Here is a 25,077-nt window from a genome sequence, read left to right on the forward strand (position 1 = left end):
TACCTCTTTAACTTAACCTTCACCGTTCGCAGGTCCCGCATCGTCATCACGAGATGCCCGACCGCGAAAATCAAACAAGCTGTCGACAATGGCCATGACGGCCAGTAACGGATAAATCAATTGCATGAACAGTACCAGCGTGACGTAAAGCCCCACCAGCCAGAACCGTGACATCCGGCTCTGCGCCACCAGCCCATGCATCAGTGCAATACCGGCGAACACCAGCGGAACACTGCACAGCGGAGCCAGCATTGCCAGCTGCACACCGAGACTCGGACCAAGCAACATGCCCGCGAGGAGCACCATTGCCGGCGCTGGAGAAAAACGCAGCGTCCGAAACTCGAGGCCGAAGCCACCTGGGTTGTACAACAGCGCCTGCCAATACCGTCCGAGAATCAGACTGAGCAACGTGGTGATCTGCAACAGCGCCGCCAACAAGCCGGTCAGAACCGGCGTCAGCAATGCCCCCAAACGCGCCTGCTCTTCCACCGAAAGTTGCTGATAGGCGTCCGACAGCATGTCGGGCAGCATTTTCTGCAACTCAGCGGCGAGCGCCGCGATCGGCTCGCCAAAAACCACTCCAAGCGCCCAGGCATACAACAACCCGAGCCCCACACTGCACAGCATCACCCGGGGCCAGGAGCGCTGGTTGCGCAACAGCAGCGCTAACCCGAACGATCCCAGCAATACCAGCAACGTGCGCGGATCGCCGAAGTACCACCAGACCATTGCGGGCAATACAGCCCAGACCAATACGCCCAGCGCGTCATTCAGCCCGCGACGCAACAACACCAGACTTCCTGCCGCAGCACACAGCCAGAACAACATCGGCAGCGCTGCAGAGCCAGCCACTACAACAATCGCCTGCATACGGCCGCGCATGATGAAGTCAGCCAGGGCGCGCATGCGATTTATCCTTTACGTCTGCCGAACAGTTCGATCAACGGCCGTGGCTGTCGGTATAGGGCAGCAGGGCCAGGAAGCGGGCGCGCTTGATAGCGGTAGCCAGCTGGCGCTGATAGCGTGCTTTGGTTCCGGTGATACGGCTAGGAACGATCTTGCCGGTTTCGGAAATGTAGGCCTTCAGCGTGTTGAGATCCTTGTAATCGATCTCTTTCACGTTTTCTGCAGTGAAACGGCAGAACTTACGACGACGGAAAAAACGTGCCATGAAATAGGCTCCTCAATAGGTCCGTGGATTACTCGTCAGCGTTGTTGTCGCGGCTGTCGCTGTCACTGTCATTATCGTTGACAGAGTCAGATTCAGGGCGATCACGACGCTCACGGCGCTCGCTACGGTTTTCCTCAGCCTTCAGCATCTCGGACTGTTCAGTCTCGGCTTCATCGCGACGAATGACCAGGTTACGGATGACGGCGTCGTTGTAGCGGAAGTTGTCTTCCAGCTCGGCCAGTGCCTTACCGCTGCACTCAACGTTCAGCATCACGTAGTGAGCCTTGTGTACGTTGTTGATGGCGTAAGCCAGCTGACGGCGACCCCAGTCTTCCAGACGATGGATCTTGCCACCGTCCTCTTCGATCAGCTTGGTGTAACGCTCCACCATGCCGCCAACCTGCTCGCTCTGGTCGGGGTGGACCAGAAAGATGATTTCGTAATGACGCATTGTTGCTCCTTACGGGTTGCAGCCTGCCGCACAACGCGGGTCAGGCAAGGAGTGAATCAGTTATGTTGACTTGCCAGCCAGAGAGGCGCGCAAACGCCTGCCATCCGGGCAAGGGGCGCAATTCTAGAGAAGCCCGTCCCACCACGCAAGGAGCTTTGGTGATTATTTAACCAGCCAGATTCAACCGCGCGCCGAGGCAGACCGCTCAGCCCGAATGCTTTCGAGCAAGGACCTGACCTGATGGATGTCATAGGGCTTGAGCATGGTGCGCAGATCGTCCAGACCTTCGTCTCGGGCACTGATGGCATAACCGGAGGCGATGACCAAACTCAGCGCCGCATCGTGCGACTTGGCTTGGCGCACCAGCTCGATGCCACTCATACCAGCCAGCCCGACATCCGTCAGGAGAACATCGAACTGACGCTGACTCAACATCTCAAGTGCAGCCTCCGCCGACTCGCAGAGACAGACATCATGACCGAGCTCCTCCATCACCTCGCCGGTCAACATACGCAGAGTCGGGTCGTCTTCGACGAAGAGAATCCTCAAGCCATCGGACTTCTCCATCGGCACCTCGGCCGCACTGAAGCTGGCCGCGGTCGCTGACTCCTGAACGCTGCTAATCAACGGTTCATGAATCCCGCGCGCGCCCTCAGCAACGGTGGCTGGCAGGCAAACCCTGACAGAAGTGCCACGACCCTCTTCGCTTTCGAGCACGACGAAGCCGCCGCTCTGTCTGACGAAACCATAAACCATGCTCAGACCGAGACCAGAACCATTGGCATTCTGGCGGGTCGTGAAGAACGGTTCGAATGCCCGCTCCAAAACTTCAGGGCACATGCCCTCGCCCTCGTCGATGACGCTTAGCTCAACAAAAGGCCCTGCAGCGGCACCGGGCTGCGACGCAAGTTGTTCTGCATCCAGCGAGCGGTTGCACAAGCGCACGCACAACGTACCGCCCCCGGGCATCGCATCGCGCGCATTGACCGCCAGGTTGAGAATTGCGGCCTGCAGGTTGCCCACATCGACAAAAACTGGCCACAGATTTGGCTGGATATCGACATCTACCTGCACCGCCCGGCCCAATGCGCCGTTCAGCAGCTCGCTCATCTGTTCAAGCAGCTCACCCAGATCCACCGACTGCGGCTGAAGCGGCTGACGGCTGGCGAACGCGAGCAACTGGGACGCCAGTCGTGCGCCTTTTTCCACGCCGCCGACCGCCGATTCCAAACGCCGCTGCGCAGTCGCATCGGTGCTCAGGTTACGGCGCAACAGTTGAAGATTGCCGCCGATGATCTGCAGCATGTTGTTGAAGTCATGGGCGATGCCCCCGGTCAGCTTACCCACCGCCTCGAGCTTCTGCGATTGCATCAGGGCTGCCTCTGCTACTCGCCGCTCGGCTTCGCTACGCATCAGGTCGCTTGTCCGGTCGCGAACCAGTTCCTCGAGATGCTCGCGATGCGCCTGCAATTCCCGCTGACTGCGCTGCTGCTCAGTCACGTCGCTGCCCTGTACGAAAATGCCAGAGACCTGCCCATCGCGTTCGATGATCGGCTGGAATACGAAATCGACGAAGACCTCTTCAGGCTCCGTGTTGGGATGACGTTGCAGCAGCGCCCGCATTCCCCTGCCGATGTAAGGCTCGCCGGACCGATAAACCTGATCCAGCAGGTCAATAAATGCCTGCCCCTGAAGCTCGGGCAAGGCATCGAGCACCCTTTTTCCGATCAGCTCGCGATGACCTGTCAGTTGCTGATAGGCCTCGTTGACCAACTCGAATACATGCTCTGGCCCCCGCAAAAAACAGACAAAGCCCGGCGCCTGGGCGAACAGCTGACGCAGCTGATTGCCTTCATCCTGCATCGACCGGGCGCGGGACATGATCGCGGCCTCGATCTGCTGCAAAGGCTGGCCTCGCAACTCACTCGAGCGCAGGGACGCCTTCAGCGACTGCAGCTCGGTGATATCCACAGTGTGCTGCAGAATAGCAGTGACTTCGCCTTGCTCATCAAGCAGCGGCGTATGGGTCGCGCTCCAGTAACGATCCTCGTAGGACGCCCCGCTATCGGGACTCACCGCGATCGAGTAACGGATGACCGGCAGCGTATCCAAAGCCTTGCTGCGAAGTACCCGGGCAAAGGACTGCAGCAGCTGCTCGACATGGCTGGTTTCGGGCGCCTGCGGATCCGCAGCGAACGCGTCATGTATGCGGCGCCCGACGATGTCTTCGAGCGTTCGCGCCGTGAGCTTCAGGTATGCCTCGTTGGCATCCTGGATGATGAGCTCTCGGTCAAGCAGCAGATAGGCGTTCGGAGAAGACCTGAACAGTGCCTCGAAAGGCGGGCGTTGCGGCATACAACCTCCATGATGCGAGCCTGTCGCCGGCCGCAATCAAACGCTGTGCCCGTGTACACAGGCATCAACCAAACATAACTCAGAGACCGCCAGTCAGCCCCAGAACAGATAATTGACCGCGCGAGAAACAATCCGTTTCGAGAGGAGCGGCTTTCAAGAGCGGACCGGCGCCTGACGGCGCCCCATCAAGTCTTCAGCGGGTTGCCGCACGACGCTGACGCAGCGCTTCGAACAAGCAGACGCCAGTGGCGACCGATACATTGAGGCTGCTGACGCTCCCGGCCATTGGCAACCGGACCAGGAAATCACAGTGCTCGCGGGTCAGGCGTCGCATGCCTTTGCCCTCGGCGCCCATCACCAGAACGATGGGGCCACTGAGATCCTGATCGTAGATGTCCTGCTCGGCTTCACCAGCCGTGCCCACGATCCACAACCCACGCTGCTGCAGCTTTTCCAGCGTACGCGCGAGATTGGTGACCGCGACCAGTGGAATGACTTCCGCCGCACCACAGGCAACCTTGCGCACCGTGGCGTTTAGACTGGCGGACTTGTCCTTGGGGATGATCACCGCCAGCGCACCGGCTGCATCGGCGGTACGCAGGCAGGCGCCTAGATTGTGGGGGTCGGTGACGCCGTCGAGCACAAGCAGCAGCGGCGCGCCCTCGGTCCGGTCCAGCAACTCATCGAGCATCGCATCGCCCCAGACCTGGCTGGGACTGACCTCGGCAACCACCCCCTGATGCACACCTTCAACCCAGGCGTCCATCTCGCGGCGCTCGCATTGACCGACACGAACCTTGGACTGTGCAGCCAGCTGCATCAATGCCTGCACTCGCGGGTCGCCGCGCCCCTCGGCCAGCCAGACCTGCTTGACCCGCTTCGGATGGTGGCGCAGCAATGCCTCTACGGCGTGCAGGCCGTAGATTTTTTCAAGATCACTCATGACTTGGCCTTACGCTTGCGCGGCGCACCGCCATCCGGCTTGGATGGAGATTTGCTCGACGTCTTGGGCTTCGCCGAGCTGCGTTTGGGCTTGCTCTTCGCTGCGCCACTTTTTGCGTCAGACAGTAACGCCTTTTTCATTTCGCGACTTTTGCGAACATCGGCACTGACTGGCTCACGCCCTTTTGACGATTCGGCGCCTTTCTTACTGCGATTATCCTTTCGTGCGCCGCGGTTATCCGCCGAGCCGGATTCGCGGCTCTCGGTCTTGCTACCACCACTGATCAACTCGAAGTCGATCTTGCGCTCGTCTAGATCGACACGCATTACCCGCACTTCGACGCTGTCACCGAGACGGAAACTGCGGCCGCTGCGCTCGCCAGAGAGGCGATGATGCAACGGATCGAAGTGGTAGTAATCGCCGGGCATGGCGGTCACATGCACCAGGCCCTCGACATAGATATCGGTCAATTCGACGAACAGGCCGAACCCGGTGACCGCCGTAATGACGCCAGGGAAGCTTTCACCGACTCGGTCCTTCATGAACTCGCACTTGAGCCAATTCACCACGTCGCGGGTCGCCTCGTCGGCGCGGCGCTCTGTCATCGAGCACTGCTCACCCAACTGTTCCAGCGCCGCCTCGTCGTACGGATAGATGCGAGCCTTGGGCATGCTGGTCGCACCCTCGCGCCGCACATGGGAGGTGTCGCGGCGTGAGCGAATCACACTGCGGATCGCGCGATGGATCAGCAGATCCGGATAGCGACGGATCGGTGAGGTGAAATGTGCATAGGCCTCGTAGTTCAGACCGAAGTGGCCGTTGTTGTCTGGGCTATAGACCGCCTGACTGAGCGACCGCAGCATCACCGTCTGGATCACATGGAAATCGGGGCGCCCCTGAATGCGCTCGAGCAACGCTTGATAATCCTTCGGGGTTGGCCCCTCTTTACCCTTATGCAAGCTCAGACCCAGCTCGCCAAGGAAGGCCCGCAGTTTCTCCTGCCGTTCCAGTGGAGGACCATCGTGAACGCGATACAGGCCGGGAATGTCATGATCTTGCAGGAAGCGCGCCGTGGCCACGTTGGCGCACAGCATGCATTCCTCGATCAGCTTGTGCGCATCGTTGCGTTCGGTAGGCTTGATCGCCGCGATCTTGCGTTCGGCACCGAACACGATCCGCGTTTCCTGGGTTTCGAAGTCGATCGCACCGCGTGTGTGACGCGCTTTGAGCAACACCTTGTACAGCGCATACAGCTGCTTGAGGTGTGGAAGTACTTCGCCGTACTCACCGACCAGGCGCTTGCCCTCTGCCGATGACGGCTGCTCCAGCATGCTGCTGACCTTGTTATAGGTCAGTCGCGCGTGGGAATGGATGACGGCTTCGTAAAACTGGTAGTCGGTCATCTTCCCCGATTTGCTCAGGGTGATTTCGCAGACCATGGCCAGACGATCGACGTGCGGATTCAGCGAGCAGAGCCCGTTGGAAAGCTCTTCCGGCAGCATCGGTACCACCCGCTCGGGGAAATACACAGAGGTGCCACGCACTTCAGCTTCCTGATCGAGTGCCGAGCCCACTTTCACATAGTGCGACACGTCGGCGATGGCCACATACAGGCGGAAACCACCGGAAAACAGCTTCCAGCCGCTGAGCTTTTCGCAATAGACGGCATCATCGAAGTCGCGTGCATCTTCGCCATCGATGGTAACGAACGGAAGGTGCCGCAAGTCGACACGCTTGTGCTTGTCCTTCTCTTCCACTTCCGGCTTTAGCTTGGCCGCTTCACGCTTCACCGCATCAGGCCAAACGTGGGGAATATCGAAGCTGCGCAGCGCAACGTCGATCTCCATGCCCGGCGCCATGTAGTTGCCGATCACTTCGACCACGTCGCCCTGAGGCTGAAAACGCTGAGTCGGCCAGTGAGTGATCTTGATTTCGACGAACTGCCCCGGTTTGGCATCCATCGAGCGACCCGGTGTCACCAGAACTTCCTGCTGGATCTTAGGGTTATCGGCCATGACGAAACCGATGCCGCTTTCTTCCTGATAGCGCCCAACAATCGTTTCATGCGCGCGGCTGATCACTTCGACGATGGCACCTTCGCGGCGACCGCGGCGATCGAGCCCGGCCACCCGGGCCAGACAGCGATCACCATCGAACACCAGGCGCATCTGTGCAGGGCTCAGAAACAGATCATCACTGCCATCATCGGGAATCAGAAAACCGAAACCGTCGCGATGGCCGCTGACGCGACCACAAACCAGGTCCAGCTTGTCCACCGGGGCATAAGTGCCGCGCCGGGTGTAGATCAGCTGACCGTCACGCTCCATCGCACGCAAACGGCGGCGCAGAGCCTCGATATCATCTTCGGAGGATAATCCGAACTCTTCCACCAGCTGCTCACGCGCCGCTGGTGAGCCGCGCTCACTCAGGTGCTGAATAATCAGCTCGCGACTTGGAATAGGGTTTTCGTACTTTTCCGCTTCACGTGCGGCCTCGGGGTCGAGGGATTGCCAATCGGCCATTAAGAGATGTCACCTTTCATTCATTTATAGAGGCAGAACGCCCTATATCTATTGAAGCGCGAAACGCATGCTGGCGGCAGCTTTCGAGCGAATTATTTTTCCTGTGCGGGGCTTTACAAGGCATAACCTCGCCCGTATAGTTCGCGCCCACAATGTCTGGTAGACGTTGTAACACGGAAACGATGAAGTATCATCGTTTGCAGTGCCCAGGTGGCGGAATTGGTAGACGCACTAGGTTCAGGTCCTAGCGGTGGCAACACCGTGGAAGTTCGAGTCTTCTCCTGGGCACCACTTATTGATGAAATTCTTGCGCTTCGCAAGCATCTCATAGGCACGAGGCTGTCGACCTCGACCAGCAACCGACAGAGAAGTCGATGAGCAATCATCGCAATGTGCCCAGGTGGCGGAATTGGTAGACGCACTAGGTTCAGGTCCTAGCGATGGCAACATCGTGGAAGTTCGAGTCTTCTCCTGGGCACCACTCTTCAAGAAAAAACCGAGCTCTTAGCTCGGTTTTTTCGTTTCTGCCCCAAGGCGACCCGAATAGAACAGCGTGTCAGCACGAAGCCGACATTTATCGGCGCCAACAGCACAGCGCACTCCCCTACGCAGCGCATTCGACAAGAACAAAAAGACCGCCCAACGGCGGTCTTTTGTTCAACGGTTACGATCAGGCGTACGGGTGGCGCAGCACGATTGTCTCGTTACGATCCGGGCCGGTCGAAATGATATCGATCGGCGCTTCGACCAACTCTTCAATGCGCTTGATGTAAGCGCGAGCATTGGCTGGCAGCTCCTCCAGCGACTTCAAGCCAACCGTGGATTCAGACCAGCCCGGCAGCTCTTCGTAAACCGGCTGCAGGCCCTGATAACTGTCAGCATCGGTCGGCGCATCGACCAGCATTTCGCCGTTGTGATCCTTGTATGCGACGCAGAGTCGAATGGTCTCCAACCCATCGAGTACATCCAGCTTGGTCAGGCAGATGCCCGACACGCTATTGATTTCGATGGCGCGACGCAGAATGACCGCATCAAACCAGCCGCAACGCCGTGCCCGTCCAGTCGTAGAGCCGAACTCGTGACCACGCTCCGCCAGACGCGCACCCACCTCATCGAACAGCTCCGTCGGAAACGGGCCGGAACCGACACGAGTCGTGTAGGCCTTGGTAATACCAAGAATATAGTCCAGGTACAGCGGCCCGAAACCGGAACCCGTAGCCGTGCCGCCAGCCGTGGTGCTGGAGCTGGTGACGTACGGATAGGTACCGTGGTCGATATCCAGCAACGAGCCTTGAGCACCTTCGAACATGATGCGCGCGCCCTGCTTGCGCAGCTCATGCAGGCGAGCCGACACGTCTGTCATCATCGGCTTGAGTATTTCAGCATAACCAAGCGCTTCGTCCAGCGTCTTCTGGAAATCGACGGGCTCGACCTTGTAGAAATTCTGCAGGATGAAGTTGTGATACTCGAGCAGCTCACGCAGCTTAACGGCAAAGCGCTCGGGATTGAACAGGTCGCCGATACGCAGCCCGCGACGAGCCACCTTGTCCTCGTACGCCGGACCGATACCACGGCCTGTGGTGCCGATTTTGCCTTCGGAGCGCGACGCTTCACGCGCCTGATCCAGCGCAACGTGATACGGCAGGATCAGCGTACAGGCAGGACTAATACGCAAACGCTCACGTACCGGTACGCCCTTTTCTTCCAGCTTGGTAATCTCACGCATCAACGCGTCCGGCGCCACGACCACACCGTTACCAATCAGACACTGCACGTTTTCACGCAAAATGCCGGAGGGGATCAGATGCAGAACGGTTTTTTCGCCGTCGATGACCAAGGTGTGCCCCGCATTATGGCCACCCTGGAAACGCACCACGGCCGCCGCCTGGTCGGTTAGCAGATCGACGATCTTGCCCTTGCCCTCATCACCCCATTGGGTGCCCAGGACCACGACATTCTTACCCATAAACCTTGTCCTCTTGGCGAAGCATACCGGTTACGACCGGCGAAAAAATCTGGAAAACCTGCCTGGCGTATTTTGCGCAGCCCGCATCAACGAGCCAGCGGCGTCACCGCCCAGGAACCTTCGTGCAACACTAGCTGCCGGTCGCAGGCGACGCTTATCGCAACGTCGCCTTGCTGACCGTCAAGTGCCTGCACAACGCGCTCACCCTGCTCGCGCAGACGGCAGATCGCCTGCCATAGCGAAGGATCGGTGCTGTACGGCGCCCATATACCCACGGCTGGGGTCACGAGCTGCGCATTACCCAAGCTGACCAATGTCTTCAAATCCGTCGAAAAGCCGGTCGCCGGCCGCGCCCGCCCGAAATCCGCACCAATATCGTCATAACGGCCGCCCTGAGCAATCGACTGGCCGACACCCGGTACGAACACCGCAAACACCACCCCGGTGTGATAGTGATAGCCTCGCAGCTCGCCCAGATCGAAATACAGCGGGATATCCGGATACCGCACCGCTAGCTGGTCGGCGATCTGAACAAGACATTCGAGCGCTTCGCGTACCACAACTGGCGCATCAGCCAGCGCAGCACGCGCAGCATCCAGCGCCTCACGCCCACCACAGAGTCGCGCCAGCGCGCGCAGCATGTTTGCGAGCGCAGGCGTCACATCGGCGGTCAAAGCCGCGATTTCGCCCATCGCCTTACGCTGTAGCGCATCGAACAGGCGCTGCTCGACATCCCCGGACAGACCCGCCGCACGCGCCAGTCCGCGATAGATGCCCACGTGCCCCAGGTCCATATGCACATCAGGCACATCGGCAAGACCGAGGGTTTCCAGCATCAAGCTGATCACCTCGAGATCGCTGGAAGTGCTGCTGTCACCATAAAGCTCGGCACCTAGCTGGATCGGGCTGCGCGAAGTCGCGAGCGCCTGCGGCTTGGCATGTAGCACGCTGCCGGCGTAGCACAAGCGGCTGGGCCCTTCGCGGCGCAAGGTATGTGCATCCACACGCGCCACCTGCGGTGTGATATCGGCGCGCAAGCCCATCTGCCGGCCCGATAACGGATCGATAACCTTGAACGTCTTGAGATCAAGATCCTGTCCCGCTCCAGTGAGCAGTGACTCGAGAAACTCCACATGAGGAGTAATGACCAACTCGTAGCCCCAGCGCTGGAACAGGTCCAGCACGCGACGTCGCGCGGTCTCGATACGCGCCGCCTCGGGCGGCAGCACCTCTTCGATGCCATCTGGCAGGAGCCAGCGGTCTACCGTTGCCATTTCGCCAATCACCTCTCGATACGGCAAGCCTAGTCAAGCAGACGAACACCGGGGCTACAGCCTGAGCCGCCCATCGGTCGCGTGCGATTGTGTTCGAACCATGGCGACAGCGCCATGCCCCGCAAGGGGATCCGCATGGCTAACCATGCACGGGTCCATCTGCTTTCCACTGGGGCGCAGACGCAAAAAAGCCGGGCTCTCCCCGGCTCGCGGATCATAACAATGTTTCGCCAACGGGTCACCCGGTGGACAGTATCGTCCCCCGGGCGACCTCTTGGTTACTGCGCCGTCGAGGATTCCAGATAGCGGAAGAAATCGCTCTTGGGATCCAGTACCAACACGTCTTCCTTGTTGGCGAAGCTCTCGCGATAGGCCTGCAGGCTGCGGTGGAAGGAGTAGAACTCCCGATCCTGGCCGTACGCCGCCGCATAAATAGCCGCCGCCTGCGCATCGCCATCACCGCGCAGTTCTTCAGCCTCGCGGAACGCTTCGGCAAGCAGCACGCGACGCTGACGATCAGCATCGGCACGAATGCCTTCAGCCAATTCCTTACCTTTCGCCCGATGCTCACGCGCTTCACGTTCCCGCTCGGAGCTCATGCGCTCGAATACGCTGCGGTTCACTTCGCGAGGAAGATCGATACCCTTGACGCGAACATCGACCACTTCGATACCGAGCTCTTGCTGAGCCGCGCGGTTCAAGCTGTTGGTCACCAGACTCATCAGTTCGTCGCGCTGACCCGACACCGACTCGTGCAGGGTTCGCTTACCAAACTGATCTCGCAACGCAGCCTCCAGGCGCCGCGCCAGTCGCTCATCGGCGATCTGCTTCATGCCTGAAGTTGCGGTGTAGAAGCGCTCGGCATCATCCACTCGCCACTTGGCGTAGGAGTCGACCATCAGCGCTTTCTTCTCAAGTGTCAGAAAACGCGCCGTACTGGTATCGAGCGTCATCAGGCGCGCATCGAACTTGCGCACGCTGTTCACGTAAGGAATCTTCAAGTGCAGACCCGGCTTTACATCGGGTTCGACGATGCGGCCGAAGCGCAGCATCACCGCACGCTCGGTCTGCGAGACGATGTAGAAGCTATTCCACAGCACGATCGCAAGCACCACACCCACAATCAGGGCGGTCAGGGATTTATTGCTCATTAGCGGACCTCCCTTGTACGCACTTCACGCGGATCCAACTCCGGGGGCAGTCGTGTGGTTTGAGTCGAAGCGCCCGAAGCGGACGTCGCGGCAGAACGCTCGGAGGTAGCCCCTCGACTGTTGATCATCTTGTCCAAGGGCAAATAGAGCAGGTTGTTCTGCCCACTCTCGCCGGTCACGAGGACCTTGCTGGTATTGCCCATGACTTCCTGCATGGTCTCGAGATACAGACGTTCGCGCGTCACGTCCGGCGCCTTGCGGTATTCGGCAACCAACTTGGAGAATCGATCCGCCTCACCCTGAGCACGTGAGATCACCGCATCGCGGTAGCCGCTCGCCTCTTCCAGCATTCGCTGGGCCTGGCCGCGCGCTTCAGGAATGACGCCGTTGGCGTAGGACTCGGCCTGATTCTTTTCGCGCTGCTCGTCTTCACGCGCACGGATCACGTCGTCAAAGGCTTCCTGCACTTCACGCGGGGCCGCCGCGCTTTGCAGGTTGACCTGAGTGACGATGATGCCGGTGCCGTAATTATCGAGGAAACGCTGCAGGCGCTCTTTTACCTCACCCGCCATGGCCTCACGACCCTCGGTCAGCACCTGATCCATGGCAGTCGAGCCCACCACGTGACGCACGGCACTGTCGGTCGCGTGCTGCAAAGATGCTTCCGGATCTTCAACATTAAGTACAAAGGCCTGCAGATCGCTGATCTTGTATTGCACGGTCAATGGCACTTCGATGATGTTCTCGTCCTCGGTAAGCATCTGCCCCTGCTTGCTGTAGGAACGCTCACGGGTGACGTTAGCCTGAAACTTACGATCAAACGGCGGGAAATAAATGTTCAGACCCGGCCCTACGGTTTCGTGGTACTTGCCGAAGCGCAATACCACCGCCTGCTCCTGCTCATCGACGATATAGATCGCATTGAACAGCCAGACGGCAAGCAGCAGCACCAGGCCGATCCAGACCAGCCCGAAACCGCCACGCCGACCGGTGCCGCCACCTGACGAACCGCCCCCGCGCTTCCTGCCACCGAACATGCCGTTGAGGCTGTCCTGTAATTTACGGAAAGCTTCATCCAGGTCCGGCGGACCTTTCTGATCGCCACCGCCGCGACGACCACCGCCACCGCTACCCCAGGGATCCTGGTTGTTCGAGTTGCCACCCGGCTCATTCCAAGCCATAGCGCTCTCCATTCAAATAAAGCTAAAGACGCACCAGACGGCACGCCCGCCAATGCTACCGAAAGCCCGGAACGAACGGCTCAAAAGCCCCCCGAGCTTTATTGCAAAGTGTGTTGTTCGAAAAACTGCTCCGCCTCAAGACCTGCACGACTGATGAGGCGGTGCAGCTCGACTCGCTGTAATCGCACGTCAAGCAGGCTGCCACCCTCTTCGTCATGGGACTCGGATTGCACCGCTCCCAAGTCAAACAATTGCGCCCGCAGCCGCCCAAGACGCTGCGGAAGTCGAAGCGTGCCCACGAACAGATCATTGCCAAGCAACTCCGCGACGGCCTGTTTCACCAAGTCGAGGCCCAGCCCCTGCTGTGCCGATACCCAGACCCGCTGCGGCACACCGTCGGCGTTGCGCTGGATCTGCGGCTCAATACCCTCTAGCAGATCGATCTTGTTGTAGACCTCCAGAATCGGCAGCTCGTGTGCGCCGATTTCGGTCAGCACCGCCAGCACCTGCTCAATCTGTTGATCCCGCTCGGGTTCGTGCGCGTCGATGACATGCAGGAGCAAATCAGCATTGCTCGACTCTTCAAGCGTGGCTCGGAAAGATTCGACCAGTTTGTGAGGCAAGTGGCGAATGAAGCCCACCGTATCGGCTAGCACCACCGGCCCCAGGTCGCCCAACTCGAGACGACGCAACGTCGGATCGAGCGTGGCGAATAGCTGATTGGCCGCATAAACATCGGATTCAGTTAGCGCATTGAACAGCGTGGACTTGCCGGCGTTCGTATAGCCCACAAGGGATATCAGCGGAATGTCGGCGCGGCGGCGACCCCGTCTAGCCTGCTCACGTTGACCGCGAACCTTTTCCAGACGCTGCTTGATCTGACGGATCCGCACGCGCAACAAGCGCCGGTCCGTTTCCAGCTGGGTCTCGCCCGGCCCCCGCAGACCGATGCCACCTTTCTGCCGCTCAAGGTGAGTCCAGCCACGCACCAGACGCGTGCTCATATGCTCCAGCTGGGCCAGCTCGACCTGCAGCTTGCCTTCATGCGTACGCGCACGCTGGGCGAAGATATCCAGAATAAGACCGGTTCGATCGAGCACACGGCATTCGAGCGCACGCTCGAGATTGCGCTCCTGACTGGGAGTAAGTGTGTGATTGAAGATGACCAACTCGACCTCGCCATCCTTGACGAGATCGTGCAGCTCTTCAACCTTGCCGCTGCCGATTAGAAACCTGGCGGAAGGTTGATGCTTGGCTACATTGACGAAACCGACAGTTTCGGCGCCTGCTGACCGTGCCAGCTCCCGAAACTCCTGAGGGTCTTCACGCGCCGCTGGATCCTGACCATCCAGATGAACCAGGATAGCCCGCTCACCACCACCGGGACGTTCGAAGAACAATGAAGGCCCCCTTTAGTCGTTACCCGACTCGGACTGCTCCGCATCGCCAGCTGCCGGCAGACGCACCGGACGGCCGGGAACAACGGTCGAAATAGCATGCTTGTATACCATCTGACTGACAGTATTCTTCAAGAGGATGACGAATTGGTCGAATGACTCGATCTGACCCTGGAGCTTGATACCGTTGACCAAGTAGATGGAAACCGGAACGCGTTCCTTACGCAAAGTGTTCAGGTAAGGGTCTTGTAGCGAATGCCCTTTTGACATGTGCCGCACTCCTTAAAGGATCTTTTCATTAATTTTTAGAATCAAACACGGCCGATCAGAGATCTGAGAATAGCCGGTCAAATTACAGTGTCAGCTCAATATGGTGAGCGTCTTCAAGTATTTCAATGCTCGCGGCAGATTGTCGCAGGCCGAGCTTTCCAACCAGTGAACCCCCTCCCACCCCCGCAACCATGTCAATTGACGCTTGGCCAGTTGCCGGGTTGCGATGACGCCGCGCTGAACCATTTCCTCTCGCGAATAGGCACCGTCCAGATAACTCCAGACCTGACGATAGCCTACGGCACGCATGGAAGGCAGTTCGGGATGTAGATCGCCACGCCTACGAAGGGTTTCGACCTCCTCGACAAAGCCCTGTTCAACCATCGCCACGAAGCGTTGTTCGATACGCTGATGCAAGACCTGCCGCTGCGCGGGCGCAACGGACAACTGCGCGACAGTATAAGGCAAGACGCAGCCGTCTGGCGTGCCTGCTCCAGCTTTTTGCAACCTTTGTCGGGCGCGGTGCTCACTCATGTTGATACCGCTGACCCGGTAGACCTCCAGCGCCCTGATCAGACGCTGAGGGTCGTTGGGATGAATCCGCGCCGCCGACTCCGGGTCGACTTTTGCCAACTGCCGATGAAGCGCCGCCAGCCCCTCCACCTCCGCCTGCGCTTCCAGCTCGGTGCGCACCGATGCGTTGGCAGCGGGCATATCGGCGAGGCCTTCGCTCAACGCTTTGAAATAGAGCATGGTGCCGCCAACTAGCAGCGGGATGCGCCCAGCCGCGACAATTTCCGCCATCGCAGCCAGTGCGTCACCGACAAAATCAGCCGCCGAGTAGCTTTGCGCCGGATCACGGATATCGATCAACCGGTGCGGAAATGCCCGCAGCAGCTCGGCCGAAGGCTTGGCGGTACCGATATCCATGCCCCGATACACCAACGCCGAATCCACGCTGATCAGATCACAGGGCAACTGCTTGGCAAGCTCTATTGCCAGGTCGGTCTTGCCTGCGGCAGTAGGGCCCATGAGGAAAATGGCGGGAGGCAGTCGGGACATCGAGAGCTCGAGAGGCAGGTGATTCGGCTACGCAACGCGCAACCGGTGTGATGGCGAGGCTGGCGAATAGAACTTACCGCCCCCTGAGGAACAGCTTGTCCAGATCACTCATACCCATCTGGGTCCAGGTCGGGCGACCATGATTGCATTGACCGCTGCGCTCGGTCTGCTCCATATCGCGCAACAGACCATTCATCTCCGGCAGGGTGAGGCGGCGGTTGGCTCGAACCGCTCCGTGACAAGCCATCGTGCCCAACAATTCGTTGAGATGCGCTTGAATGCGGTCACTGGTGCCGTATTCAAGCAGGTCGGCAAGCACATCCTGAACCAGTCGCGTCGCTTCGGCTTGCTTGAGCAACGAAGGAATCTGGCGGATCGCCAGGCTTTCCGGCCCCAGGCGCTGCAGCTCGAACCCGAGCATCTTGAACCAGTGAGCATGCTCCTCGGCACAGTCCGCCTCTCGCTGGGCGACCGCGATCGACTCGGGCACCAATAACGGTTGCCCTCGCAAACCTTCACTGGCCATCGCGGTTTTCAGCCGCTCATACATGATCCGCTCGTGAGCGGCGTGCATATCCACCAGCACCAGCCCCTGCGCATTCTCCGCAAGGATATAGATGCCCTTGAGCTGGGCCAGCGCATAGCCCAGCGGCGGAATATCCTGCTGACTCTCCGGCAACGCCGCCGGACCGACTTCGGCCAGTGGCGAAAAGAATTCCCGATAGGCGCCCTGGGCTTCGGCAACATTCCCCACCGGCATTTGCCGGGGTGCCTGATAGCCGGCACCGCCCACCCGCCAAGCAGGCTGTTCGCCCTGCGGCTGCTCGAGCACGCTGGCCGCGAGACTCATCTCGTTCTGCCCGGCGAACTCTCCGCCAGCCAGTCCCCTTGCCTGGGTGACCGGCGCAACGCTGGCCGGCGCGGCGAGCTGATCTTCCGGACGCACGTCACCCAGCGCGCGGTGCAGCGTACCGTACAGGAAGTCATGCACCATGCGGTTATCGCGAAAACGCACCTCGTGCTTGGTCGGGTGAACATTGACGTCCACCACCGCCGGATCGACGTCGAGGAACAGCACGAAGGTCGGGTGACGGCCATTGAACAGCACATCGCGGTACGCCTGGCGCACGGCGTGGGCGACCAGTTTGTCACGGACCATACGTCCGTTGACGTAGAAATACTGCAGATCCGCCTGGCTGCGAGAAAACGTCGGCAGACCGACCCAGCCCCACAGATGCAATCCGTTGCGCTCGATTTCCACGGGCAACGCCTGCTCGAGAAAGGCCGGACCGCATACTGACGCTACACGCCGCGCTCGCGCAGCGGCATCGCGGGATTGATGCAGGGCAAGCACCACTTTGCCGTTGTGGCGCAGATGGAAGGCCACATCGAAGCGCGCCAAAGCCAGTCGCTTGATCACTTCCTGCAAATGGTCGAATTCGGTCTTCTCGGTGCGCAGGAACTTGCGACGGGCGGGCGTATTGAAGAACAGGTCGCGCACCTCGACGGACGTACCGACCGGATGAGCTGCCGGCTGGACGCGAGCCTCCATGTCCCGACCCTCGGTTTCGACCTGCCAGGCCTCAGCGGCATCGGAAGTGCGAGAAGTGAGCGTCAACCGCGACACCGAACTGATCGATGCCAGCGCCTCGCCCCGAAAACCCAGGCTCATCACCCGCTCCAGGTCTTCAAGATCGCGAATCTTACTGGTCGCGTGCCGAGCCAGCGCCAGCGGCAAGTCCTCGGCGGCAATTCCACAGCCATCGTCACGTACGCGAAGCAGTTTCACCCCGCCTTGTTCGATATCCACCTCAATACGCGAGGCGCCCGAATCGAGGCTGTTCTCCAGCAGCTCCTTGATGACCGAAGCGGGCCGTTCGACGACTTCCCCCGCCGCAATCTGGTTCGCCAGCCGCGGATTGAGCAGCTGGATGCGCGCCGCCTCAGTCATGGCTGCGCCGCTAGGGTGGTGGCTGGAATCTTCAAGGTCTGACCGATCTTTATCACGTCGCTCTTCAGGCTGTTTGCATTGCGCAGCGCCGGCAGGCTGATCTGATAACGCTCGGCAAGCAGCGCCAGACTTTCACCGGAACGAACCACGTGTTCGCGGGGCGCACTGGCGATCTTGCCGGAATCACGCATCCAGGCGATATAGGTGCCGGGCGGCGGGTTTTCCTGGAAGAACTGTCGTACACCGCTGCGAATCGAGCGTGCCAGCGATTGTTGATGAGCGGAGGTTTGCAGTTTGCGTGCTTCGGACGGGTTGGAGATGAAGCCGGTTTCCACCAGGATCGAAGGAATATCCGGTGACTTCAGCACCATGAAGCCGGCCTGCTCCACTCGGCGTTTGTGCAACGGCGTGATACGCCCCATGTTGCTCAAGACTTTCTGTCCGATATTGAGGCTGGATGAGAGCGAGGCCGTCATCGACAGATCCAGCAACACGCCAGCGAGCATCTGATCCTTGTCTCCCAGACTGACATTACCGGCGCCGCCGATCAGGTCCGAACGGTTCTCGCTGTCAGCCAACCAGCGTGCGGTTTCCGAGGTGGCGCCGCGATCCGACAGCGCGAATACCGAGGCGCCGTAGGCGGATGAGCGAGGCGCCGCGTCGGCGTGGATCGAGACGAACAGATCCGCGCCCTTCTTGCGCGCTATCTCGGTGCGCTTGCGCAATGGAATGAAGTAGTCGCCCGTACGCACCAGTTCGGCGTGGAAGCCCTTTTCGGCATTGATCTGGCGCTGCAATTCCTTGGCGATCTGCAGCACCACGTTTTTCTCGTAGATTTTGCCCGGGCCGATCGCTCCCGGATCCTCACCACCATGACCCGCGTCGATGGCAATCACGATGTCACGCTTGCTGCTTGGGAGTGACGGAAGGCTCAACGTAGGTAACGTCGGTGATACGGGGGCCGCGGGCGTGCTTGGCGTGGTCGTCGCCGGAACGTCTGCGGTAGTGGACGGGTCTGCGCCCTCATCGTACAGATCGACCACAAGCCGATGACCGTACTGCTGATTCGGGGTCAGGGTAAAACTCTTGGGTGTCACATGGGAAGAGAGGTCGATCACCACCCGCAACGTATCGGCATCGTACTTGGCCGCACGCAGGCCGGAAATCGGGGTGCTCTCCAATGGCAACTGCTCGAACGGTTTGGGCAGATTGCCGCCATCGACGTCGATCACGATGCGGTCCGGCGCCGTCAGGGTGAAAACGTTGTGCTTTACCGGACCGGAGAGATCGAATACCAGGCGCGTATTATCCGGCGCCCGCCACAAACGTACGCTCTGCACGTCGGAAGCAGCCAGGGCCTGCAGGGCCGCGAGCATCAATGCCAAACCACTTACCAGCGCGCGCATGCGCATACCCAACCCCATGTTATTCATTGATTACCGATGGTCAGGACAGAACACCAGCCAACTCCACGTTCGCCTCGTGGCGTAAGACGCAGCGAGCGGCCAGCGCCTTGGGGCGTAATGGTAATGTCCAGGTCGGCCTTTGGCAAAATGCCGGCGCCACGTTCTGGCCACTCTACCAGGCACAAGGCGTCCCCTTCGAAATAGTCGCGAATGCCTAAAAATTCCAGTTCTTCCGGATCGACGAGCCGGTACAGGTCGAAATGAAAGACGCGTGCGGCCGGCGTTTCGTAGGGTTCGACCAAGGTAAAGGTCGGGCTTTTGACCTTACCCTCATGACCAAAACCGCGAATCAGCCCGCGTGACAACGTCGTCTTGCCTGCGCCGAGATCACCATGCAGGTAGATCACGCCCCGACCGCCGGTCGCCTGGGCGATACGCGCACCCAGCGCCAGCATGGCGTCTTCGTCTGGAGCAATGAGCGTCACGTCAGGCATGGCGAATGTTCCTCGAGCAATTGGCGGATGGTCGGGATCAGGTCAGCGGCGGCAAGGCCTCGGCCCTGCTGACCAAGGCGGTGACCGGCCGTGGCGTGCAGCCAGACCGAGAGGCACGCCGCATCGTAAGGTTGCAGACCCTGCGCCAGCAGCGCGCCGGCGACACCAGCCAGCACATCACCGAGGCCGGCGCTGGCCATCGCCGGGTGGCCGCGATCACACAGCGCCAAGCGTCCATCACGATCGGCGATTAGGGTGCCAGCACCCTTGAGCAGCACCGCGCAATCAAAACGAGCAGCCAGGGCACGCGCCGCGCCCGGCCTGTCGGCTTGGACCTGTGCGATGCCCAACAACCGTGCGGCCTCGCCTGGGTGCGGCGTCAGCAGGCAATCGCTCGGCAACTCGACCGCGCCAGTCGCCAGAAGATTCAGCGCATCGGCATCCCACACTTGAGGGACGCGGCACTGCGGGGCCAGCGACAGCAAACTGCGCCCCCACGGCGCCTGCCCCAGGCCTGGCCCGATCACCAACACATCAGCGCGCTGAGTCAGCCCCGTCAACGCATACGTGGACTCGACGCCGCTGCACATGATCTCCGGGCGTCGCACCAGCGCGGCGGTGACGTGCTCCGGGCGCGTGGCCAGGGTCACCATGCCGGCCCCGCAGCGCAGTGCCGCCTCGGCCGTCAGCAAAGCGGCACCACCAGTACCAAGGTCGCCGCCGATCACTAACACCTGACCCAAGCTGCCTTTATGAGCAGTCGGGGAACGGGGCGCGAGCTTGGGCAGACCCGCTTCGGACAAACGCACTGCGGCGTACGCATTCTGCTCGATCGCCTGGGCATCGGCCTGTAGGTCATCGAAGACCAGCGCGCCGATCCGGTCCGGCCCCTCTCCGGTAAACAGGCCGAGCTTGAGGCCAATGAACGTCACGGTCAGTTCGGCACGCACCACCTCGCCCAGCAGACACCCGGTGTCGGCACATAACCCCGACGGCAAATCGACCGCGAGGATCGGTAGCGCACTTTTGTTCATGGCGCGAATGGCGCTTGCGTAGGGCTCGCGCACCTCGCCAGTGATACCGGTGCCAAGCAGCGCATCGACCAGCACGCCGTGCAGCTCGGCGCCAGACGACCAGGGAGTCACCCGCACGCCGGCTGCCTGTGCTTCATTGAAGGCGCTGGCAGCATCGCCCTGCAGCTGGAGGGGGTCACCCACTGCGATAACCTGAACCTGACGACCGGCACGCTGCGCCAGTGCTGCGATCAGATACCCGTCTCCAGCGTTATTACCGCGCCCGGCCAGCACGGTGACTTCTTGGCTATCCGGCCAATGGCGGCGCAAAGCGCGCCAGCCTGCGTGGGCGGCGCGCTGCATCAGTTCGAAACCGGGCGTACCGGCGGCGATCAGCCGAGCGTCGAGTTCACGCACCTGGGCGGCCGAGTAAAGACGGTTGGGGAGTGTATCGGTGGTCTGGGACATGAATCACCCGAGCGAATATCTGGCAGAATTATACGCATGCGCCTGCCTGGCCGCCCGCAGCGCGTCGACGGCGGACAACATGGATGTCACCACCTCAGGGGCGCACAGCGCGGCAGCTGTAACAGCCACCGCACCGAACCGAACATCAGCTACCCATCACATGCCGTAACGCCCGACAACCGAAGCCATGTCCAGTACCACTCTCGACCCCGTCGCACTTGCTGACTCCATCAAGGAGTGGGGCCGCGAGCTCGGCTTTCAGCAGGTCGGCATCACCGGTGTCGACCTGGGCGAGCACGAGGCGCACCTCGAGCGTTGGCTGGCGGCCGGCTATCACGGCGAGATGGACTATATGGCTGCCCATGGCAGCAAACGTTCCCACCCGGAGCAACTGGTGCCGGGCACGTTGCGGGTGGTGTCGCTGCGCATGGATTACCTGCCGGGCGACACGCGCATGGCCGAGCAGCTGGCGCACCCGGAGAAGGCCTACGTCTCGCGTTACGCATTGGGACGCGACTACCACAAGCTGATCCGCAAGCGTCTGCAGCAGCTGGCCGAACGCATTCAGCAAGTCATAGGCCCCTTCGGCTTCCGCGCCTTCGTCGACAGCGCACCGGTACTGGAAAAAGCCGTGGCGCAGCAGGCCGGCCTCGGCTGGATCGGCAAGAACACACTGGTTCTCAACCGCAAGGCCGGCAGCTGGTTCTTCCTCGGCGAATTGTTCGTCGACATCGATCTGCCGGTCGACGAGCCCACTGCGCGCGACCACTGTGGCAGCTGCCACGCCTGCCTGGACATCTGCCCGACCGAAGCCTTCGTCGGCGAGCGCTTGCTCGATGCGCGGCGCTGCATTTCCTACCTCACCATCGAGCTGAAGGGCTCGATCCCGATCGAGCTGCGGTCGAAGATCGGCAATCGGGTGTTCGGTTGCGACGACTGCCAGATGGTCTGCCCCTGGAATCGCTTCGCCAAACCGACCGAGCAGACCGACTTCCAGCCCCGCCACAGCCTCGACAACGCCGAACTGGCAGTGCTGTTTCGCTGGACCGAAGAGGAATTTCTCAGTCGCACCGAAGGCTCGCCACTGCGGCGGACGGGGTATCAGAGCTGGTTGCGCAATCTCGCCGTGGGGCTGGGCAATGCACCGTCGAGCATCCCCGTGCTTGAAGCGCTGCAGGCGCGCCGCGACGACCCTTCGGAGCTCGTACGCGAACACGTCGAGTGGGCACTGGCGCAGCATGAAGCCCGCCAGACTGAGGCGCTTGTCGCGGCGCCTCTTTCCTGAGCGAGCGCGATCGTCAGAGACCGCCCTGCACGTTCAACCCCAGCCCGAGCACGGCCGCGAGCGAGAGCGGTAGCAACAGCGTGTCGAGCAACAGACTCGCTGGTAGATCGAACGCCGCATGCTTGGGCGCCGTCGCACCGAAACGGTCGAGTGGGCAGCAACCACCATTGAGGCTGTACCAGTCCAGGCGAGTGCCCGAATAGACGATGGGTGCGCCAGGCTTGGCGGCATCTAGGGTGCGCACCGTGGCGCAGCCGGAGAGGAGCGAGACTGCCAGCAAGGTCAGATAGAGTCGCATGGCCGATCGTTTCATTAGTGCCCCGTTTGGCCGTCACACCAGGTCATCGAACGCATATCGCTGCGTTCACCACCCTACGCCGTCATGTTCAGTCGTCGCTGACGATATGGTGCTCGCCCCAACGCGGCAGCATGTCCTGCGGGATATTTAGCAGGTTGAGGATCCGCGCGACGACGAAATCCACCAGATCATCAATGGTCTGCGGCTGATGATAGAAGCCGGGTGATGCCGGCAGGATGGTCACGCCGAGATTCGACAGCTTGAGCATGTTCTCCAGATGGATGCTCGAATACGGCGCTTCACGCGGGACCAGGATCAGTTGGCGACGCTCTTTCAACGCAACGTCCGCCGCGCGCTCGATCAGATTGTTACAGGCCCCCGTGGCGATGGCCGACAGGGTGCCGGTCGAACAGGGCAGCACTACCATCGCGGTCGGCGCGCCAGAGCCCGAAGCCGGGGGTGCCATCCAGTCTTCCTTGGCGAACACGCGGATCTGCCCCGCCGCCGCGCCGGTGTATTCGGAAAGAAACGCCTGCATGGCCTGGGGTTTGGCCGGCAGCACAACATCGGTCTCGGTGGCCATCACCAGCTGCGCGGCCTTGGAGATCAGGAAGTGCACCTCGCGATCTTCCTGGATCAGGCAATCGAGCAGGCGCAGGCCGTACTGCGCGCCGGAGGCGCCGGTCATGGCCAAGGTGATGCGTTCCGGTCCGCTCATGCATTTGCTCCCAAAGCTGCTGCGCTTGCTTATGCTGCGTTGAAACCTTACTCGAAATGCTCACTTGCGCCAGCAGGCTCCGCTTTCTCGCAAGGTTTCGCCTTGCCTAAGCTTTGCTCGCGACGCTTTGAAAACAAATTCGCCGTATTCCTAAACTCGTGGGTGGAGAATCGCGAAGCGTTTTCACCGTTACCCGATGTTGGCGCTTTTACCGTCGCAACCTTACGCGTGGAAATGCCTTCGGCGATTTCCACCCTACGTGGGGTGGATAACCGCGAAGCGTTTTCCACCTTGAGCGATCAGCTCAAAGCCTTGGCCAGCTTGACGTGCAGCCCACCAAAACCGCCATTGCTCATCACCACCACTTGGGTGCCCGGCGTGGCATCGGCTTTGACCTTGGTGATGATCGCTTCCAGCGAATCGCAAACAGTCGTCTCCACCGGCGAGCCGGCCACAGTAGCAGCCAGGTCCCAGCCGAGATTGGCCGGCGCATACCAGATAGCCTGGTCGGCCAGCGCCACCGAGTCGGCCAGGCCTTCACGGTGCGCGCCGAGCTTCATCGAGTTGGAACGCGGCTCGACCACGGCAATGATGGGCGTATCACCGACGCGTTTGCGCAAACCATCCAGCGTGGTGGCGATGGCCGTCGGGTGATGTGCAAAGTCGTCATAGATGGTCACGCCGTTGACCTCGGCGACCTTCTCCATGCGCCGCTTGACGCTGCGAAATTCGCTCAGCGCCTCGGCGCCCTGCTTCGGCAATACGCCGACATGACGTGCCGCGGCGAGCGTCGCCAGGGCATTGTTGACGTTGTGCAGGCCGGTCAATTCCCAGTCGACCACGCCCTGCACGGCGCCTTCAAAAATCACTTCGAAGCGCGAGCCGTCGGCACTTAGCAGCTTGGCCTGCCATTGCCCGCCGTCGCCGGTGGTCTGCACGGGCGTCCAGCAGCCCATGCCGATCACGCGCTTGAGCGCCGTTTCAGACTCGGGATGAATGATCAGGCCTTCGCTGGGCACGGTGCGCACCAGATGGTGGAACTGTCGTTCGATCGCGGCGAGGTCTGGGAAGATATCGGCGTGGTCGAACTCGAGATTGTTCAGGATCGCCGTGCGCGGGCGGTAGTGAACGAACTTGCTGCGCTTGTCGAAGAAGGCGCTGTCGTATTCGTCCGCCTCGACCACGAAGAACGGCGTGCCGCCCAGGCGTGCCGAGATGCCGAAGTTCTGCGGCACACCGCCGATGAGGAAGCCCGGGCTCATGCCGGCGTGTTCCAGTACCCAGGCGAGCATGCTGCTGGTGGTTGTCTTGCCATGAGTGCCGGCAGCGGCCAACACCCAGCGCCCTTGAAGGACGTGATCGGCCAACCACTGCGGGCCGGAGACATAGGGCAGGCCTTTGTTCAGCACGTACTCCACGGCCGGGTTGCCACGCGACAACGCGTTGCCGATCACCACAAGGTCCGGCGCCGGTTCGAGCTGGCTGGGTTCGTAACCCTGAGTCAGCTCGATGCCCTGAGCTTCGAGCTGGGTGCTCATGGGGGGATAGACGTTGGCGTCGGAGCCGGTGACGCGGTGGCCGAGTTCCTTGGCCAGCACCGCCAGCGAACCCATAAAAGTGCCGCAGATGCCGAGAATATGAATGTGCATGAATGACCTCTGAAAAGCGCTGCGCCAACCGATCGGAGCAGGCGGCACAGCC

The 25,077-nt window shown here is 60.7% G+C and carries 21 protein-coding genes and 2 tRNA genes; 3 read left to right on the top strand and 20 right to left on the bottom strand.

All coding sequences use genetic code 11. From position 1 onward, the window contains the following. Positions 1 to 12: 12 nt before the first annotated feature. From CH92_RS17590 to rnr, 6 genes are all read right to left on the bottom strand, one after another. Positions 13 to 906 (bottom strand): hypothetical protein, encoded by an 894-nt coding sequence (locus CH92_RS17590; RefSeq protein WP_025243078.1) that lies wholly within the window; start codon positions 904 to 906, stop codon positions 13 to 15. A gap of 34 nt (positions 907 to 940) precedes the next feature. Then, complete coding sequence (gene rpsR, locus CH92_RS17595; RefSeq protein WP_019340128.1) at positions 941 to 1,171, bottom strand: 30S ribosomal protein S18; 231 nt, start codon at positions 1,169 to 1,171, stop codon at positions 941 to 943. A 28-nt stretch (positions 1,172 to 1,199) separates the two neighbouring features. After that, complete coding sequence (rpsF, locus tag CH92_RS17600; RefSeq protein ID WP_025243079.1) at positions 1,200 to 1,622, bottom strand: 30S ribosomal protein S6; 423 nt, start codon at positions 1,620 to 1,622, stop codon at positions 1,200 to 1,202. Positions 1,623 to 1,802: 180 nt separating this feature from the next. Next, positions 1,803 to 3,977, bottom strand: a complete 2,175-nt coding sequence (locus CH92_RS17605; RefSeq protein WP_025243080.1) for a PAS domain-containing sensor histidine kinase — start codon at positions 3,975 to 3,977, stop codon at positions 1,803 to 1,805. 193 nt (positions 3,978 to 4,170) lie between these two features. Further along, entirely contained in the window at positions 4,171 to 4,920 is a 750-nt protein-coding gene (rlmB, locus tag CH92_RS17610) for a 23S rRNA (guanosine(2251)-2'-O)-methyltransferase RlmB (RefSeq protein ID WP_025243081.1), read from the bottom strand. Next, a complete protein-coding gene (gene rnr, locus CH92_RS17615) occupies positions 4,917 to 7,442 on the bottom strand; it encodes a ribonuclease R (protein WP_025243082.1) in 2,526 nt (841 codons plus the stop codon). The genes rlmB and rnr overlap by 4 nt, the downstream gene beginning before the upstream one ends. Positions 7,443 to 7,646: 204 nt before the next feature. Between rnr and CH92_RS17620 the strand changes: the two genes are divergently transcribed. Next, positions 7,647 to 7,733, top strand: a tRNA-Leu gene (locus tag CH92_RS17620). 103 nt (positions 7,734 to 7,836) lie between these two features. Next, a tRNA-Leu gene (locus CH92_RS17625) sits at positions 7,837 to 7,923 on the top strand. Between the two features lie 189 nt (positions 7,924 to 8,112). On the opposite strand, the gene CH92_RS17630 is transcribed toward CH92_RS17625, so the two are convergent. The 11 genes from CH92_RS17630 to CH92_RS17680 all read right to left on the bottom strand — a co-directional run bounded on the left by CH92_RS17630 (position 8,113) and on the right by CH92_RS17680 (position 21,075). Further along, positions 8,113 to 9,408: an adenylosuccinate synthase gene (locus CH92_RS17630; RefSeq protein WP_025243083.1), complete on the bottom strand. Its 1,296-nt coding sequence runs from the start codon at positions 9,406 to 9,408 to the stop codon at positions 8,113 to 8,115. An 86-nt stretch (positions 9,409 to 9,494) separates the two neighbouring features. After that, on the bottom strand, positions 9,495 to 10,682 hold the full coding sequence (locus CH92_RS17635; protein ID WP_025243084.1) for an ATP phosphoribosyltransferase regulatory subunit: 1,188 nt from the start codon (positions 10,680 to 10,682) through the stop codon (positions 9,495 to 9,497). 278 nt (positions 10,683 to 10,960) lie between these two features. Further along, positions 10,961 to 11,833 (bottom strand): protease modulator HflC, encoded by an 873-nt coding sequence (gene hflC / locus CH92_RS17640; RefSeq protein WP_025243085.1) that lies wholly within the window; start codon positions 11,831 to 11,833, stop codon positions 10,961 to 10,963. After that, positions 11,833 to 13,014, bottom strand: coding sequence for an FtsH protease activity modulator HflK (gene hflK / locus CH92_RS17645; protein WP_025243086.1), 1,182 nt, complete (start codon positions 13,012 to 13,014; stop codon positions 11,833 to 11,835). The genes hflC and hflK overlap by 1 nt, the downstream gene beginning before the upstream one ends. A gap of 98 nt (positions 13,015 to 13,112) precedes the next feature. Continuing rightward, complete coding sequence (gene hflX, locus CH92_RS17650; RefSeq protein ID WP_025243087.1) at positions 13,113 to 14,414, bottom strand: ribosome rescue GTPase HflX; 1,302 nt, start codon at positions 14,412 to 14,414, stop codon at positions 13,113 to 13,115. Between the two features lie 12 nt (positions 14,415 to 14,426). After that, positions 14,427 to 14,681 (bottom strand): RNA chaperone Hfq, encoded by a 255-nt coding sequence (gene hfq / locus CH92_RS17655; RefSeq protein ID WP_021206763.1) that lies wholly within the window; start codon positions 14,679 to 14,681, stop codon positions 14,427 to 14,429. A gap of 90 nt (positions 14,682 to 14,771) precedes the next feature. Beyond that, a complete protein-coding gene (miaA, locus tag CH92_RS17660; RefSeq protein ID WP_025243088.1) occupies positions 14,772 to 15,743 on the bottom strand; it encodes a tRNA (adenosine(37)-N6)-dimethylallyltransferase MiaA in 972 nt (323 codons plus the stop codon). A 73-nt stretch (positions 15,744 to 15,816) separates the two neighbouring features. Then, positions 15,817 to 17,694, bottom strand: a complete 1,878-nt coding sequence (gene mutL / locus CH92_RS17665; RefSeq protein WP_025243089.1) for a DNA mismatch repair endonuclease MutL — start codon at positions 17,692 to 17,694, stop codon at positions 15,817 to 15,819. Next, positions 17,691 to 19,106: an N-acetylmuramoyl-L-alanine amidase gene (locus tag CH92_RS17670; protein WP_025243090.1), complete on the bottom strand. Its 1,416-nt coding sequence runs from the start codon at positions 19,104 to 19,106 to the stop codon at positions 17,691 to 17,693. The genes mutL and CH92_RS17670 overlap by 4 nt, the downstream gene beginning before the upstream one ends. Positions 19,107 to 19,123: 17 nt before the next feature. Further along, positions 19,124 to 19,594 (bottom strand): tRNA (adenosine(37)-N6)-threonylcarbamoyltransferase complex ATPase subunit type 1 TsaE, encoded by a 471-nt coding sequence (gene tsaE, locus CH92_RS17675; RefSeq protein ID WP_025243091.1) that lies wholly within the window; start codon positions 19,592 to 19,594, stop codon positions 19,124 to 19,126. Then, complete coding sequence (locus tag CH92_RS17680) at positions 19,582 to 21,075, bottom strand: bifunctional ADP-dependent NAD(P)H-hydrate dehydratase/NAD(P)H-hydrate epimerase (protein WP_025243092.1); 1,494 nt, start codon at positions 21,073 to 21,075, stop codon at positions 19,582 to 19,584. The genes tsaE and CH92_RS17680 overlap by 13 nt, the downstream gene beginning before the upstream one ends. Positions 21,076 to 21,262: 187 nt before the next feature. Here CH92_RS17680 and queG point away from each other — a divergent pair, with 187 nt between their 5' ends. Then, a complete protein-coding gene (queG, locus tag CH92_RS17685; RefSeq protein ID WP_025243093.1) occupies positions 21,263 to 22,360 on the top strand; it encodes a tRNA epoxyqueuosine(34) reductase QueG in 1,098 nt (365 codons plus the stop codon). A gap of 13 nt (positions 22,361 to 22,373) precedes the next feature. On the opposite strand, the gene CH92_RS17690 is transcribed toward queG, so the two are convergent. The 3 genes from CH92_RS17690 to mpl form a co-directional block, all read right to left on the bottom strand. After that, a complete protein-coding gene (locus tag CH92_RS17690; RefSeq protein WP_025243094.1) occupies positions 22,374 to 22,658 on the bottom strand; it encodes a YceK/YidQ family lipoprotein in 285 nt (94 codons plus the stop codon). An 88-nt stretch (positions 22,659 to 22,746) separates the two neighbouring features. Beyond that, a complete protein-coding gene (gene ubiX, locus CH92_RS17695) occupies positions 22,747 to 23,376 on the bottom strand; it encodes a flavin prenyltransferase UbiX (protein WP_025243095.1) in 630 nt (209 codons plus the stop codon). Positions 23,377 to 23,675: 299 nt separating this feature from the next. Further along, positions 23,676 to 25,025: a UDP-N-acetylmuramate:L-alanyl-gamma-D-glutamyl-meso-diaminopimelate ligase gene (mpl, locus tag CH92_RS17700; protein ID WP_025243096.1), complete on the bottom strand. Its 1,350-nt coding sequence runs from the start codon at positions 25,023 to 25,025 to the stop codon at positions 23,676 to 23,678. Between the last annotated feature and the right edge of the window lie 52 nt (positions 25,026 to 25,077).

This window comes from Stutzerimonas stutzeri (assembly GCF_000590475.1).
Classification (GTDB): domain Bacteria; phylum Pseudomonadota; class Gammaproteobacteria; order Pseudomonadales; family Pseudomonadaceae; genus Stutzerimonas; species Stutzerimonas stutzeri_D.